The sequence below is a fragment of the Candidatus Dormiibacterota bacterium genome (genome assembly GCA_035532835.1).
GTDB lineage: Bacteria > Vulcanimicrobiota > Vulcanimicrobiia > Vulcanimicrobiales > Vulcanimicrobiaceae > DAHUXY01.
Map to the genome: position 1 here is coordinate 1 of DATKQG010000003.1, position 14206 is coordinate 14206.

Genomic DNA, 14206 nt, shown 5'->3' on the forward strand with positions numbered 1-14206 from the left:
AACCGGGACGACGTCCGATTTCCGCGATGCGTGGTTCGTCGGCTACACGCCGGATCTGGTGACGGCGGTATGGATCGGCAACGACAACTACTCGCGGATGAACGAATCGTACGGCGGCGATATTCCGGCCCGCATTTGGGCGCGATTCATGAAGCGGTCTTTGGCGAACGTGCCCAAACACCACTTCGTGTTCCCGGCGGACCAGGTGGTGAAGGTCCCGGCGTGCGAGAGCGGCGGATTCCCGTACTATTTGATCGGCACGCAACCGACGGGCGACTGCGGGGCAGCCGTGCCCGTGCCGGTGGCGACGCAGTTTACGCCGGCGTTACCGCCGCCTCCCGAGGCATCGGCGGCCGCACCGCCCGCGAACTCGGTCGGCGACGGACAACACTACATTCCGCTGGATTCGCCGGCACCGGCGGCTCCCGCGCCCAATCTCGCGGCCTCAGCGACGCCGCCTCCGCGATGAACGGGAACGAGCGCCGCATCGTCGGCGTCAGCGATCTCGCGCGCTACATCAAGCGTATGCTCTCGGAGAGCAAGGCGCTTGCGAGCGTCCGCGTGCGCGGCGAACTCTCCGGCGTTACCGAACGCGGCGGCCGAATCTATTTCGATTTGAAAGAGCAGCACGACATCCTCAAGTGCGTCGTGTGGTCCGACGTCGCCGCGTCGTTGCCGCCGCTGCAGAACGGCAGCGAGGCGATCGTCGACGGCGCCTTCGATACGTGGCCCGCTCGCAGCCAGTACCAGCTCTCGGTGACCGCGATAGAATTGGGCGGCGTCGGCCATCTCTACGCGCAAGTGGAGGAACTCCGCCGCAAGTTTCGGGTCGAGGGGCTGTTTGAAACGGCCCGCAAACGAACGATGCCGTCGTTTCCCCGCAGGGTTGCGCTAGTCTCGGCGCGTGGCAAAGGCGCGGAAGACTTTCTCACAACGATGGCGCGCCGCGCTCCGCACATCGAGATCGACGTGGTTGAGACGCGAGTTCAGGGAGAGGGCGCGCAGATGGACATCGCGGAAGCGCTCGATGCCGCATCGCGTCTGAATGTGGATGCGATCGTTCTCGCGCGCGGCGGTGGCTCGTACGAGGATCTCTTTCCTTTCAATTTGGAACCGGTGGTACGCGCCATCGTACGAGCGAAGCTCCCGGTATTGACCGCGATCGGTCACACCGACGATCATCACTTAGCCGACGACGTCGCCGATCGGGTGGCCGAGACGCCTTCCAACGCGGCGAACTATTTCGGTGAGATCCGCGATCGCTGGCTGGCCCGCATCGAGCGGCTGGATCGCGCGCTGGGCCAACGCGTGCGCGACGCCTCGCGGGCGTCGGCCCAACGGTTCGACGTTACGCACGAAGCGTTGCTTCGCGCGGGCGCGCAGATGGTCGCATCGCGTGCGCAACGCGTGCTCGTCCTCGAACGGAGATTGGACGCACAGACGCCGCTGGCGCGGCTTTCGCAGCGAGCGCAGCAACTCTCCCGGAGCGTTGCTCGCCTCGATAGCGCGGCGCGAGCCGGGTTAAACGAGGCCAAACGCAGGCTGGAAGTGCGCACGGCGCACCTGTTGGGGCAGGATCCGCACGCGCCGCTCGCGCGCGGGTATGCGATGGTGTTTGCCGGCGATACGCTGCTGCGCGATGCTTCCAAGGTGCGCGGCGGTGACGAGATTACGGCGCGGCTCGAACGCGGAACGCTGCTGGCACGTGTCGAAGGGACGCGCGAAGATGGCTGAACAACGACCCGGGGTTTTCGAAGAGAAGATGACTCGCCTCGAAGCGATCGTGCGCGAACTCGAGGGCGGAAACGTCGATCTCGATCGTGCGGTGGCACTCTTCAAAGAGGGTAAGACGCTGGCGCGCGAGTGCGAGGGGCTCCTTAAAGTCGCTCAAGACCACGTCGAGCGAGCGATGGCTTCGGCCGACGAACGCCCGGAGCAGTAGTCCCACGGCCTCGATTCGGCTCGATATCGCCGTCGCGCAAGCGGCGGGCACGACCCGCTCGCAAGCGCGGGCGCTCATCATGGAAGGCCGCGTTAAAGTCGACGGGGTCCCGGCGCACAAAGCGGGCCAGAATGTCAGCACGTCCGCAACGATAGAGGTCGTGCAGCCGCGCCGGTTCGTCAGCCGGGGCGGCGAGAAACTCGATCACGCCCTCGCGGCGTTCGATATCGACGTCGCGGCGACGAGCGCCCTGGACATCGGCGCCTCGACCGGCGGTTTCACCGATGCGTTGCTCCAACGCGGCGCGGCCCACGTGACGGCGGTCGACGTCGGATACGGACAGCTCGATTGGCGCTTGCGCAACGATCCCCGCGTGAGCGTCCTCGAACGAACGAATTTTCGCCATCTGCCCGACGACGCGTTTCCGGCCGGATTCGATACGATCGTCATCGACACGTCATTTATCTCGCTCCGAACGATTCTCAAGCGCGCGGTCGGCTATCTGCGCGAAAACGGCGCGATCGTCGCGCTGGTGAAGCCCCAGTTCGAGGCCGGTCGCGAACGGCTGGGACCGGGCGGGGTGGTGCGCGACCCACGGGTGCATCTCGAGATCCTGCGCGAGGTCCGCGATGCCGTCGTCGCGCTCGGCCTGGTGCCCGTCGCCTTGGTGGCTTCTCCCCTGCTCGGGCCGGCCGGTAACCGCGAGTTCCTGATGGAGATGCGCCGGAGCGGTATTCCTATCGACGACGCACGAATCGAGCGTATCGTCGGCGAAGAGGAGCGTACATGACAACGCTCGCGGTCGGCAAAAAACAGATTACCCTCTACGTCGACGTCTCGCGTGAGAATGCCCGAGCGATTGCCGCGCGGGTGGCGTCGAGCTTTCGCGGCCACGGTTTCGAAATCGGGGTCTGGAAGGACCAGAATCGCGCGCTGGACCTGGCGACGCCGGGAGCGCGTGCCGAAGACGCATCGCTGTTCATCACCGTCGGCGGCGACGGAACGCTACTGCGGGCCGCGCGGGTGGCGACCGAACATCACGTCGCGCTCCTGGGCATCAATACCGGGCGATTGGGCTTTCTCACCGAGCTCGACGAAGATGACGATCGCATCGACCGCTTGCCGGAGTTCTTCGAACGCGGTTTGGTGGTGGACGAACGGGCCGCGCTGCGAGCGACGTACGCCGGGCAATCGTTCTTCGCGCTCAACGACGTGGTGGTGCGCAAAGGGGAAGTCTCGCGTACCGTCCCGTTCGGCGTTAGCCTAGACGGCGAACATATCGCCGACATTCCGGCCGACGGCGTCTGCGTGGCAACGCCGACCGGCTCCACCGCATACTTCCTCTCGGCCGGCGGGTCGATTATTTCACCGCGCGTCGACGGCTTCGGCATCGTCCCGCTCCTACCGCATACGCTCTTCTCTCGGCCGTTGATCGTGCCGGCGTCTTCGCGTATCGAAATCGGCTGCGATAGCGAGATCGCGCACGCGCACCTCGAGTGCGACGGGGACGTTCTCTCCGTCCTCGCGGCCGGCACCAGCGTCAGCGTGGAGCGTCATCCCAACGCGGTGCGTTTCGCGCGCATCGAACCATTGCGGTTCTTCGAGCGGCTGGAAGAGAAGATGCGCTGGGGCGTTTCCATCAAGGCTGCTTCGCGGTAAAGAAGCGCGATATGGTGCGGCGCCTGGAGATCGAGAATTACGGGCTCATCGATCGAGCGCAGATAACCTTCGCCGAGGGCGCGACGATGTTTACGGGCGAGACCGGATCGGGAAAGACGATGCTGCTCGGAGCGTTCGGTTTCGCGCTGGGCGCCCGCGCCGGGAGCGACATCGTGCGCCGCGGTGCCGCGCGCACGATGGTGACGCTGGGCTTCGACCCGGACGAGGCGCTCTTCGCTCGTCTCAACGCCGACGGGTTCGAACTCGAGCCGGGTGAGGAGGCAACGTTCGCTCGCGAGATGAGTGCGTCGGGCAAGTCCAGCGTGCGCGTGAATGGGCGCGCCGCGACCGCCGGATACCTGCGTGAAATCGGCACCCACGTCGCGCAGATCGTCGGGCAGCACGAGGCGCAACGCCTGCTCTCGCCCGCCTATCACCTCGAAGCGGTCGATCGTTTCGCCGGCGAGCCGGCCCTAGAAGCAAAGTCGCGAGTCGTGCAGGCGTACGAGCGCGTGCGCGAAGCGGAACGCCAACTGGCAGCGTTGCAAATCGACGATCGCGTTGCCAAAGAACGCTACGACGACGCCCGCTTCGCGCTGGACGATATCGAGGCTGCCGCTGCGCTGGAAGGGGAGGACGCGCAACTCGACGAGCGTCGCCGTTATCTCGATCACGCCGAGCGTATCGCCGCGGCGCTGCGCGGGGCGCACGCGGCTTTGGCCGACGACGACGCAAGCGCGGGCGGCAGCCTCGGCATCGCCAGCGTCACGCTCGGCGGAATCGCGGAAATATCCCAAGACCTGCGCGAGATGGCCGCCCAGGCCGACGCGCTCCAAAGCGAAGTCTCGGAATTGGCGACGCGCATCGCGCGCGAAATCGATGCGGCCGAATACGATCCCGCGGAACTCGAGCGGATCAACGCGCGGCTCGACGTCCTCGATCGTCTCAAGCGCCGGTATGGCGGGAGTATCGAAGCGGTACACGCGCATGCCGCTGCCGCGCGCGAAACCGTTGCGGCGTTCGAAGCGCGCGACCGCGATCTAGCCAGCGTCGTGGCCGATCTCGATGCGGCGAAAGCCTCGCTCGAGCGCGACGCATCCGCACTCACCGAGCTGCGTCGCGCCGCGACGATCCGGTTGCGCGCCGCGGTCGAAGCGGAATTGGCCGATCTGGCGCTCGCGAACGCACGGGTCGAGCCGCAGATGATCGCGCGCCCGTCGATCGGGCCCGACGGGGCCGAATCGATCGAGTTGCTGTTCGCGGCCGATCCGGGAGAAGTCTTGCGACCCCTTGCGAAGGTTGCCTCGGGCGGCGAACTCTCGCGCTTGTTACTCGCGCTGGTCGTCGTGCTCGCGGGCCGGCGCGAGCCCAGCGCGCTGGTTTTCGACGAAATCGATGCGGGCATCGGCGGCGCGACCGCGACGGCGGTCGGTGCGCGCATCGGCGGCTTGGCGCGTTGCGCCCAGGTCGTCTGCGTCACTCACCTCGCCCAGCTTGCGGCCTGGGCCGATCGACACTACGTACTGGAGAAGCGCGACGAATCCGAAGGGGTCGCCATCGCGCTCCACGAGATCGAGGGCGAGAGCGCGCGAGCCGTCGAGCTCGCGCGCATGCTTTCGGGGGAACCGCACGCGATCGCGCTCGAACACGCGCGCACGCTTCTGCGCGGGGTGCGGGTTATGGAATCTGGTGCACTTTGAGCAGGTTCGTGCCGCCCGCTCCCACCGGCATACCGGTGGTAAACGCGATCAAATCGCCGGTGCGCACCAGGCCGGCTTGTACCATCGTCTGTTCGGTGACGTAGAGTAGAACGTCGGTTGAGGTATAGGCCGGAATAAGCAGCGATTCGGTCCCCCAGATCAGCGCGAGGCGTCGCGCGACCTCGGGGTTGGGCGTGAGCGCGATCACCCGCGCGCGCGGGCGAAACGCGGCGATGTGGTGCGCGGTATTTCCGGTCGTCGTTCCGGTAACGATGAACGGGATGTTCAACTCGTCGCTCGAGCGCGTCGCCGCTTCGGCGATCGACGTGGCGATCGTGGGAACGATGCCGTGAAGACGCCGGTCGCGAAGCATCGCGTGCGGATAGCTCTTCTCGACTTCGCGCGCGATCTCGGCCATGGTGCGCACCGCTTCGGTGGGGTACATGCCGCGTGCGGTCTCGCCCGAAAGCATGACGGCATCGGTGCCGTCTAGGATGGCATTGGCGACGTCGGCCACCTCGGCGCGGGTGGGACGCGAAGCGAAGGTCATCGATTCGAGCATCTGGGTGGCGGTGATGACGGGCTTGCTCGCGCGATTGCATTTTGCGATAAGCGTCTTCTGGATCAGCGGCACGCGTTCGAGCGGAATCTCGATGCCGAGATCCCCGCGGGCGACCATGATCCCGTCGGCCGCTTCCACGATGCTATCCAGGTTCTCCAGCGCCTCGTGCTTTTCGATCTTTGCGAGGACGGGGATACGCGCTCCGCGTTCGGCCATGAAGGCTTTGACGCGATTGATGTCCTCGGCGCTGCGCACGAACGAGACGGCCACGTAGTCGACCCGCTGCTCGATACCGAACGCGAGGTACTCGAAGTCGCGCTCGGTGACCGAGGTGATGTTCAGCGAGCCGTCCGGATAGTTGATGCCCTGCGTCGAGCGCAGCTCGCCGCCGAACTCCACCGTCGTTTCGATGTCGGTGGCGTTCTTGCCGACGATGCGCAGCGTGATCTGGCCGTCTTGCAAGTAGATGCGGTTGCCGATTGCGACGTCGTGCGGCAGATCCTTGTACTGCACGCCGATCCGCTCGTTCGTTCCCGGTACGTCTTGCGTGGTCAGCACGAAGCGCATTCCGCGTTCCAGCTTCACCGATTCCAGGCCGTCCGCGAGCTTGCCGGTGCGAACCTTGGGCCCCGGAAGGTCTTGGAGGATCGCGGTGTGGATGCCGAGTTCGGCGCTTACCGTACGCGCGGTGCGAATGACCTCGGCGTGCTCTTGCGGCGTGCCGTGCGAAAAGTTCAATCGCAAAACGTTCGCGCCGGAGATGAAGAGCGAGCGCATGATGGCCGGATCGCGCGATGCCGGACCGATCGTTGCAACGATTTTCGTGCGTTTCTGCAATACGGTTTCCATAAGCGTTGTGGCCTTGCGATGAAGCGGCTGCAGGCTCCTGCGCGCCTCGAAGCGCACTTACACTCGTGCCCGATCCGACCGACCGGCGCTACCGCGAGCGGCTCGCGGGAAGCACCCTCGCATCGTTCCTGTTGCACCTCGTGCTCGCGGCGCTGCTGTTCGCGGTCGTCGCGAACTCGTCACAGGAAGGCGCGTCGGAGAGCGTCATCGGCGCGCAAATCGTGACGGTGCAACAACGGACCCCGGCCCTCGCGCAAGTGCAGCCCGCCGTTCCGCACCCCGCGGCTCCGCAGCCCTTTGCGCCGCGCATCGCGCCGCCGCAGCACCCACCGCTCGTCCAGCCCGCGCGCCAACCGGTTCCGCCCAGCCGTCACGAACTGGCCAAAATCGTGGCGTCGGCTCCGCCGAATCCGCCGCCGGTCCCGCAGGCATCGGTTCAGCCGGCCCCGCAGCCGACGCAACCGGTCGTGGAACCGCACCCGGCCATGAACGTGGCCGCCGTGCCGGTGAGCCTTCCTACCGCGTCCGCCGTCGCCGTCACGTTAAAGTTCCCCCCGACCGCGGCGCCTTCGCCGGTACCGACGAGCGCTCCAACCGCGCGGCCCACGCAACGGCCTCCGTCGCCGACCGCGGCCCCCTCGCAGCCTCCCGCCACGCCGGCGCCGGTTGCGAGCGCTACTGCCGCGCCCACCGCGGCTCCCGCAGCTCCGGCAGCCAAGCGTAGCCCCACCCCGCAGGCCAGCGCCCTGCCGGCCGCGCGCGCATCCGCCAGCCCGGCCAAGAACGCCGGAGTCCCGAGCCCGGGGCCGACCAGTGCCGCGGTTCCGGCCAAGACCGCCGGCAAGGCCGCGCGGCCGGGCCCCAAAGGGCAAGCATCCCCGGGTCCGCGGGCCGGAAATGCTCCCGGGAAAGCCAAGCCGGGTCCATCGCGAGCGGTAAACCTCCCGCCGAGTCCGTCTCCGCGCGCGGGCCATGGCACCTCGAGCAAACCGTCGATCGACCTGAACGCTCGACTGCGCGCGATGCTTCCGCACAATGCCGTGCATCCCGAATTCAAACAATACGTTCCCCCGGTCTCCTTGCGCGGCCGCCTGGTGCCGACCCCGCCGCCGGAGGTTGTGGCGCAGACCAAGTTCCGTCTCACCGAGACCGGGAGCGGCAGCGAGAACCGCATCGAGATGTGGGTCGCGAGCGTCCGTCATGAAGGCCCGCTCACGCTTTGCACCGGATGGCTGTTGCGCTTCCCGCACGCTGCACGCCAAAATCCTGGCGGCGCGAACGGAACGCAGATCAGCATCTTCGGTGGCCGTACCAAGGCGCCGCTCGCACCATTCGACGAAGGCTTGAACCCGATCGTCGAACCTAACGCCACGGTAACGTGCAACGAACGGCGCCTCACCCCGTTCTCGCCTGCTTCCTCGTCGCCGTGATGCGCGTCATTCCCACTTGAAGACCGATCTTGGTCGCAGTACAATGAAGCCGTACCCGATGGGTACGGACTTCGTGAATTGACGAACGAAGGAGGGCGGTTGGAACCGCAAGATCCACCGGGCAATAACGCCCGCGAGGCACGCGCAACATAGGGCCACGCTCCCCACGGACTGAGCCCACGCAAGCCGGACGATACTCCGGTAGCGCGTCGATCGCATCAGAACGTTCGAGACCAAAAACGTCGGGCCACACCCACCGCGGGGTTGCGGCCCGACGCGTTTTTCGGTATGCTGAGAGCGGTTTTCGATCGTAAGCGTGGGCAGGTCCCGCGCTTCGTTGTTGTAAGGGGGCGCTTTCGGCGGCATGGACAAGGAGAGCCTGGTCATCGCTTTCGAGCGCGAACTCGACGCGATCGTCCACGATCCGGCGTACGCCGATGTCGAGGTGGTGCTGCATGCGGCACGCCCGCATCGTAAGGCCGTCGCGCTGACCGTGACGATCGACAAGGTCGGCGGCGTCGATCTAGCGACTTGCGAGCGTATCGCGGCGCGGATCAACGACGCACTCGAAACGATCGAAGAAGAGTATTCGCTGGAAGTCGAATCCGCGGGGCTCGAGCGTCCGCTCGTGCGTCCGGCCGATTACGAGCGATTCGCCGGAAAGAAAGCCCGCGTGGTTACCACGCTGACGATCGCCGGCGCAAAGACGCACCGCGGCATCCTTCGGGGGCTACGAGGCGAAACGGTAATCCTGGAAACCGAGAACGGCGAATTGCCGTTGCCGGTAGCAACGATCAAATCGGCGAATTTGGAGTACGATCCGCGCGCCGATCTGCAACGCGATAAACGTGAACGGAAAACACATGGCTGAACCGGTAGCTGAAGAAAAACTCATCGACGTCCTGTCGTTCATTGCGAAAGAACGCAACATTCCATTCGAGATGCTGCTCGAGGCGCTCGAAGCCGCGCTGTTAACGGCGTACAAGCGCCACTACGGTAGCGAAGCGAATGCGATCGTCACGGTCGATCGCCAGAACGGGGATTACCGCGTATACCATCGGCGCAACGTCGTCGAGGAGGTCGTGGATCCCAAGCTCGAGGTCTCGCTCAAGCAGGCCGGCGCTCCGTACCAGCCGGGCGATTTCTACGACGAGGAAGTCACGCCCAAAGAGTTCGGCCGTATCGCGGCGCAGACCGCCAAGCAAGTCATCGTGCAGCGCATCCGCGAAGCAGAGCGCGACACCGTTTTCAACAAGTACGCGCGCAAGCTCAACGATTTGGTAACCGGCTCCGTGCAGCGTTACGAACAGCGCAATATGTACGTGCTTCTCGAGGGTCGCGACGAAGCGATTCTGCCGCTCTCCGAGCAAGTGCCGGGTGAGGCGTTCCGCATCAACGATTTCATCCGCGCGTACGTCGTCGACGTGCGTAAGTCGCCCAAGGGTCCGCAGGTGGTGCTCTCCCGCTCGGCTGAAGGATTGGTACAACGCCTGCTCGAGCTGGAAGTTCCCGAAATCGCGGACGGCACCGTCGAGATCATGGCGATCGCGCGCGAAGCCGGAAGCCGCTCGAAGGTTGCGGTGCGCAGCCTGCGCGCCGAAGTCGATCCGATCGGTGCGTGCCTCGGGCCAAAATCGAGCCGGATCGCCAACGTCTCGGATAACTTGCGCGGCGAGAAGATCGACGTCATTCGTTACGACGCCGAGCACGAAGCTTTCATCATGAACGCGCTCGCGCCGGCCAAGGTGATCTCCGTCGAACTGTTCGAAGACGATGGGGTTGCGCTGGTCGTGGTCCCGGATTATCAACTCTCGCTTGCGATCGGGCGTGAGGGCCAGAACGTGCGGCTCGCCGCGCGTCTGACCGGCTGGCGATTGGATATCGCCAGCGAGACCGAAGCCGACGAAGCGCGCGAACGTTACCTCGCCGAGAGGACGGAACGGACGGCCGAAGACGGCACGCTGGAAGCTGCTACCGAGCCGGAAGCTGCGGTCGCAGAGGCGCAAGCGGAGCCGGCGGCGGCCGCCGAAGGCATCGACGCCGATCTCATTCGGAAGCTCGAAGAGTTCCGTCGCGAGCGGCTGGGAGATGGCGAGTAGACCGCTCCGTATGTGCGTTGGGTGCCGTGGGCGATTCCCGCAATCCGATTTGGTTCGATTCGTCCGCGGGTCGGAGGGTTGGAAGGCGGATCCCGCGGCATCCAAACGCAAGCAACCGGGCCGGGGCGCGTACCTGTGCTCGGCGGCGTGCGTTGCCCGAGCGGCAAAGAATCGTCGGTACCCGGGGCTTGCATCGATTGCCGACGAATATGGGTTACTAAGTAGTTCGTTGAAATGAGTGAAGCAACAATGACGAAGACGAGCGACCGGCCGTCCTAATGCGATGAGGGACGCAAATTGATCACGTAGCGGGGTAGCCGACCGGATGGTTGGGGGGCCCCGCGTAACACGCGGGAGGCGTCGTTCCGGCTCTTAAGCCGAAGCGGTCCCTCTCCAACTTGATGAGGACCCTAGCGTGCAGCGCGCGTTGGGGAGAGATGTTGGCTACGGGTAAAGTACGGATTTTCGAGCTCGCCAAAGAGGTAGGGCTCACGTCCAAGGAACTAATCGTGCTCTTTAACGAGCGCTTGGGCGGGATCTTCGAAGCAAAGAATCAGCTTAGTGTCGTCCCCGAGCAAATCGCGGACTTGGTTCGCAGCGTGCTCAAACCGGCCGCCGCGCCGGCGCGGGCCGCAGCTCCGGCGAAGGCCGCGGGCGCAGCCAGAGGCGCTACCGCCCTCGCCGAGCCTCCCGTCGCACCGCCCGTCGTCGTAGCAGCTCCGCCGGCCGCCCCGGTGGCCGAGGCGCCGGTCAGCAAGCTCAAGCCCGTCACGGGCACGACGCGCCCACCGGCAAAAAGCAAGCCGAAAGCCGCTCCCGCGGCAGTCGCCGCACCCGAGCCCGAGGCGCCTCCCGAAGTACAGGTTGCGGCTCCCGCCGAACCCGTGCCCGCTCCGGAACCCGCCCCGGTCCCCAGCCCGGCTCCCGCTACGGCCGCACCCGCGCCGACGCCCGCTGTGATTCCCGAGCCGCCGGCCAAGGTCGCTCCGCCCGCACCGGCCGCTCCTCGCCCGGCTGCACCGCGCGTACCGAAGCCGCCCGCTCCCGACATGCCGATCCCGCAGTTGCGCCCGGTGCCGGCCGGCCAATCCTCGATTGCCCGCCGAGCCCCTGCGCCGACGACGTCGGCTTCAGCCTCTCCCGGCCCTCAGACCGGCATGCCCGGCCGTCCGGGCGTCGCGCCGCGTCCCGGCCAAGCTCTTCCCGGCCAAGGCGGCAAGGGGCTCATCTCGCCCGCGCCGCCACGCCCCGCGGGAGCGCCGATTCCCATGGCGCCGCCGCGCCGCCCGGTCGGCAACGGCCCGTTCCGCCCGCTCGCGCCCGGCTCGCGCCCGATGCCGCCGCGTCCCGGTGTCCCATCCTCGCCGACCGACGGCCCCGCGCCATCGGCAGGCGGACGCCCGGGTGAACGCTCGCGTATCCACGAGGACAAATCGACGTCCAAGAAGGATCGCGAAAAAGAACTCCTGATCGAAAAAGAGCGTCAGCGCAAGAAGAAGACCGGCGATCACACGCCGATCGTTCCGGCGCGTACCCTCGAAGCGATCGAAATCCCCGATCTGTTGACGGTGCAAGAACTTGCGACCTCGATGATCGTTCCGGTCAAAGACGTTATCACCGAGCTCATCAAGATGGGCACGATGGCGACGATCAACCAGAATATCTCCAGCGACGTCGCAATCGCGGCCGCCAAAAAGTTCGGCTTCAATGCGGTCGTCAAGGAAGCCGGCGAAGAAGTCACCGTCGAGCAAGAAGAAGACAAACCCGAGATGCTCACGACGCGTCCGCCGGTCGTAACGGTCCTCGGACACGTCGATCACGGTAAGACCTCGCTGCTCGATCGGATTCGCGTCGCCAACGTTGCCGGCGGCGAAGCCGGCGGCATCACGCAGAAAATCGGCGCGTACACCGTCGAATCGAAGGATCGCAAGATCACCTTCATCGACACGCCCGGTCACGAAGCGTTTACCGCCATGCGTGCCCGCGGCGCGCGCGTCACCGACGTCGCGATCCTCGTGGTCGCGGCCGACGACGGCGTCATGCCGCAAACGCGCGAAGCCGTCGCGCACGCCAAAGCCGCAAACGTGCCGATCGTGGTTGCCATCAATAAGATGGACAAGCCCGACGCGCAGCCCGATCGCGTAAAACAGCAACTCATGGAACTCGGCCTGCAGCCCGTCGATTGGGGCGGCAAGGTCGAAATGGTTCCGGTTTCCGCCAAGAGCGGCGAGGGCATCGAATCGTTGCTCGAAACCGTCTTGCTCGAAGCCGACATCCGCGATCTCAAGGCCAACAAGAATCGTCGCGCAACGGGCGTGGTGATCGAATCGCAACTCTCCAAGGGCCGCGGCGCGGTTGCGACCGTGCTGATTCAGAACGGCACGTTACGCGTCGGCGATATCATCGTCGTCGGCGGTACGTTCGGCAAAGTCCGCGCGCTCATCGACGACAAGGGCAAGCAGGTCAAAAAAGCCGGGCCTTCGATCCCGGTCGAAGTGATGGGCCTCTCCGACGTCCCCGCAGCGGGCGATACGCTGATGGTCGTCAGCGACGAACGCGTAGCGCGCGAAGCCGCCGAGAAACGCAAGACGCGTCGTCGCGACGTGCGCATCGCGGGCACCGGCTCGCAACGCATCTCGCTCGAAACGTTCATGCAGATGCCGACCGAGGGCAAGAAGACCCTCAACCTCATCATCAAGGCCGACGGGCAAGGCTCGCTCGAAGCGTTGCGTACCCGGATGGAGTCGCTCTCGACCGAAAACGTCGACATCCGCGTCATCCACGGCGGCGTCGGTGCGATCTCACCGAACGACGTCAACCTCGCCAGCGCGTCGACCGCGGTGCTGATCGGCTTCAACATACGTCCCGACGAAACGGCAAAGCGTCTGGCCGATAACGAAGGCGTCGATCTACGCTTCTATCAGGTGATCTACGAGATCGAAGAAGACCTCAAGAAGGCGATGAAAGGCATGCTCGCGCCGATCGAACGCGAGATCGTGCTCGGCCACGCCGAGGTTCGCGCCGTATTCAAGGTCAGCAAGGTCGGCACGATCGTCGGCTGCTACGTCAAGGACGGCAAGATCACGCGCAATGCGAAGATTCGCCTGCTGCGCGATTCGGCGGTGGTATTCACCGGCGAGATCGAGAGCTTGCGCCGCGTCAAGGACGACGTTCGCGAAGTCGCCGAGGGTTACGAGTGCGGTATTCAAATCGCCAAGTACCAGGACCTCAAAGAAGGCGACATCATCGAAGCCTACATGATCGAGAAGGTCGCAGCAGAGTAGGGGCTCGTCTTTGGTTGGCGGGCCGGCGGCACATGGGGTGGCGGGCACGCGCGCATTTTTACATCCATGTAAAAATGCTACTCGGTTCAGCTCCCCTCCCGCCATCCTGGCTCCGGGGAGCTCTCACACGGCCCGCCACCCCACGTGCCGCCGTCCCACCAACCAAAGACGGCAGAGGAAATAGTGAAGGTCAGATTAGGAAGTAGGTTCGTATGAAGGCACAGAGGCAGGCTCGGATCGATCATGAGATTCAGCGGATTTTGGGGACGTTGATTACCCAGGAGCTGAGCGATCCTCGGCTTTCGTTCGTAACCGTGACGCGGGCTGAAGTGACCGACGATCTACAACATTGTAAGGTGTACGTTTCGGTGATCGGCGATCGGCATGCGGCGCGGCAGTCGCTCGATGCGCTCGAGCATGCGGCCGGATTTTTGCGCGGAGAGCTGGGGCACAAGATCGATTTGCGCCATACGCCGGCGCTGACGTTTATCGAGGATCGCTCTGCGGAAAAGGCCATCGCGCTCGCCAAGACGTTGCGCGAAGCGGAAGAGCGGCATCGCGCCGCGGAAGCGCAGCATAGCGCAACCGAGGTTGCCGAATGACGCAGACGTTGGTGTCGTCGAGCACGCAAGAAGTTGCCGCGGAGTTACTGCGCCGCCCGGCGTTCGTGATGGTGAGCCA

At 65.4% G+C, this 14206-nt stretch carries 12 protein-coding genes; 11 read left to right on the plus strand and 1 reads right to left on the minus strand.

The annotated features are described in order from the left end of the window. The 6 genes from VMW12_00060 to recN form a co-directional block, all read left to right on the plus strand. A partial coding sequence (locus VMW12_00060; protein ID HUZ48111.1) for a hypothetical protein occupies window positions 1-469 on the plus strand: 469 nt, incomplete at its 5' end. Continuing rightward, window positions 466-1734 (plus strand): exodeoxyribonuclease VII large subunit, encoded by a 1269-nt coding sequence (gene xseA / locus VMW12_00065; protein HUZ48112.1) that lies wholly within the window; start codon window positions 466-468, stop codon window positions 1732-1734. The genes VMW12_00060 and xseA, both read left to right, overlap by 4 nt. Then, a complete protein-coding gene (gene xseB / locus VMW12_00070; protein ID HUZ48113.1) occupies window positions 1727-1942 on the plus strand; it encodes an exodeoxyribonuclease VII small subunit in 216 nt (71 codons plus the stop codon). Before xseA ends, xseB begins: the two co-directional genes overlap by 8 nt. Before the next feature lie 25 nt (window positions 1943-1967). Continuing rightward, complete coding sequence (locus VMW12_00075) at window positions 1968-2732, plus strand: TlyA family RNA methyltransferase (GenBank protein HUZ48114.1); 765 nt, start codon at window positions 1968-1970, stop codon at window positions 2730-2732. Further along, the gene (locus tag VMW12_00080) at window positions 2729-3601 is read left to right on the plus strand and encodes an NAD(+)/NADH kinase (protein ID HUZ48115.1); all 873 of its coding nucleotides are present in this window, start codon (window positions 2729-2731) and stop codon (window positions 3599-3601) included. Before VMW12_00075 ends, VMW12_00080 begins: the two co-directional genes overlap by 4 nt. A gap of 11 nt (window positions 3602-3612) precedes the next feature. Then, the gene (gene recN / locus VMW12_00085; protein ID HUZ48116.1) at window positions 3613-5301 is read left to right on the plus strand and encodes a DNA repair protein RecN; all 1689 of its coding nucleotides are present in this window, start codon (window positions 3613-3615) and stop codon (window positions 5299-5301) included. On the opposite strand, the gene pyk is transcribed toward recN, so the two are convergent. Continuing rightward, complete coding sequence (pyk, locus tag VMW12_00090) at window positions 5279-6700, minus strand: pyruvate kinase (protein ID HUZ48117.1); 1422 nt, start codon at window positions 6698-6700, stop codon at window positions 5279-5281. The two genes, recN and pyk, sit on opposite strands and share 23 nt — an antisense overlap. A gap of 77 nt (window positions 6701-6777) precedes the next feature. On the opposite strand from pyk, the gene VMW12_00095 reads away from it, so the two are divergent. The 5 genes from VMW12_00095 to rbfA all read left to right on the plus strand — a co-directional run bounded on the left by VMW12_00095 (window position 6778) and on the right by rbfA (window position 14127). Continuing rightward, complete coding sequence (locus VMW12_00095) at window positions 6778-8142, plus strand: hypothetical protein (protein HUZ48118.1); 1365 nt, start codon at window positions 6778-6780, stop codon at window positions 8140-8142. Between the two features lie 364 nt (window positions 8143-8506). Continuing rightward, entirely contained in the window at window positions 8507-9013 is a 507-nt protein-coding gene (locus VMW12_00100) for a ribosome maturation factor RimP (protein ID HUZ48119.1), read from the plus strand. After that, window positions 9006-10241 (plus strand): transcription termination factor NusA, encoded by a 1236-nt coding sequence (nusA, locus tag VMW12_00105; GenBank protein HUZ48120.1) that lies wholly within the window; start codon window positions 9006-9008, stop codon window positions 10239-10241. The genes VMW12_00100 and nusA overlap by 8 nt, the downstream gene beginning before the upstream one ends. A gap of 401 nt (window positions 10242-10642) precedes the next feature. Then, window positions 10643-13525: a translation initiation factor IF-2 gene (gene infB, locus VMW12_00110; protein ID HUZ48121.1), complete on the plus strand. Its 2883-nt coding sequence runs from the start codon at window positions 10643-10645 to the stop codon at window positions 13523-13525. Window positions 13526-13737: 212 nt separating this feature from the next. After that, window positions 13738-14127, plus strand: coding sequence for a 30S ribosome-binding factor RbfA (rbfA, locus tag VMW12_00115; GenBank protein HUZ48122.1), 390 nt, complete (start codon window positions 13738-13740; stop codon window positions 14125-14127). The last annotated feature ends 79 nt before the right edge of the window (window positions 14128-14206 follow it).

Excerpts from the sequence above, each read along its gene's own strand:
- xseA (HUZ48112.1), top strand. The coding sequence starts at position 466 with ATGAACGGGAACGAGCGCCGCATCGTCGGCGTCAGCGATCTCGCGCGC.
- xseB (HUZ48113.1), top strand. The coding sequence starts at position 1,727 with ATGGCTGAACAACGACCCGGGGTTTTCGAAGAGAAGATGACTCGCCTC.
- VMW12_00080 (HUZ48115.1), top strand. The coding sequence starts at position 2,729 with ATGACAACGCTCGCGGTCGGCAAAAAACAGATTACCCTCTACGTCGAC.
- recN (HUZ48116.1), top strand. The coding sequence starts at position 3,613 with ATGGTGCGGCGCCTGGAGATCGAGAATTACGGGCTCATCGATCGAGCG.
- VMW12_00100 (HUZ48119.1), top strand. The coding sequence starts at position 8,507 with ATGGACAAGGAGAGCCTGGTCATCGCTTTCGAGCGCGAACTCGACGCG.
- nusA (HUZ48120.1), top strand. The coding sequence starts at position 9,006 with ATGGCTGAACCGGTAGCTGAAGAAAAACTCATCGACGTCCTGTCGTTC.
- infB (HUZ48121.1), top strand. The coding sequence starts at position 10,643 with ATGAGGACCCTAGCGTGCAGCGCGCGTTGGGGAGAGATGTTGGCTACG.
- rbfA (HUZ48122.1), top strand. The coding sequence starts at position 13,738 with ATGAAGGCACAGAGGCAGGCTCGGATCGATCATGAGATTCAGCGGATT.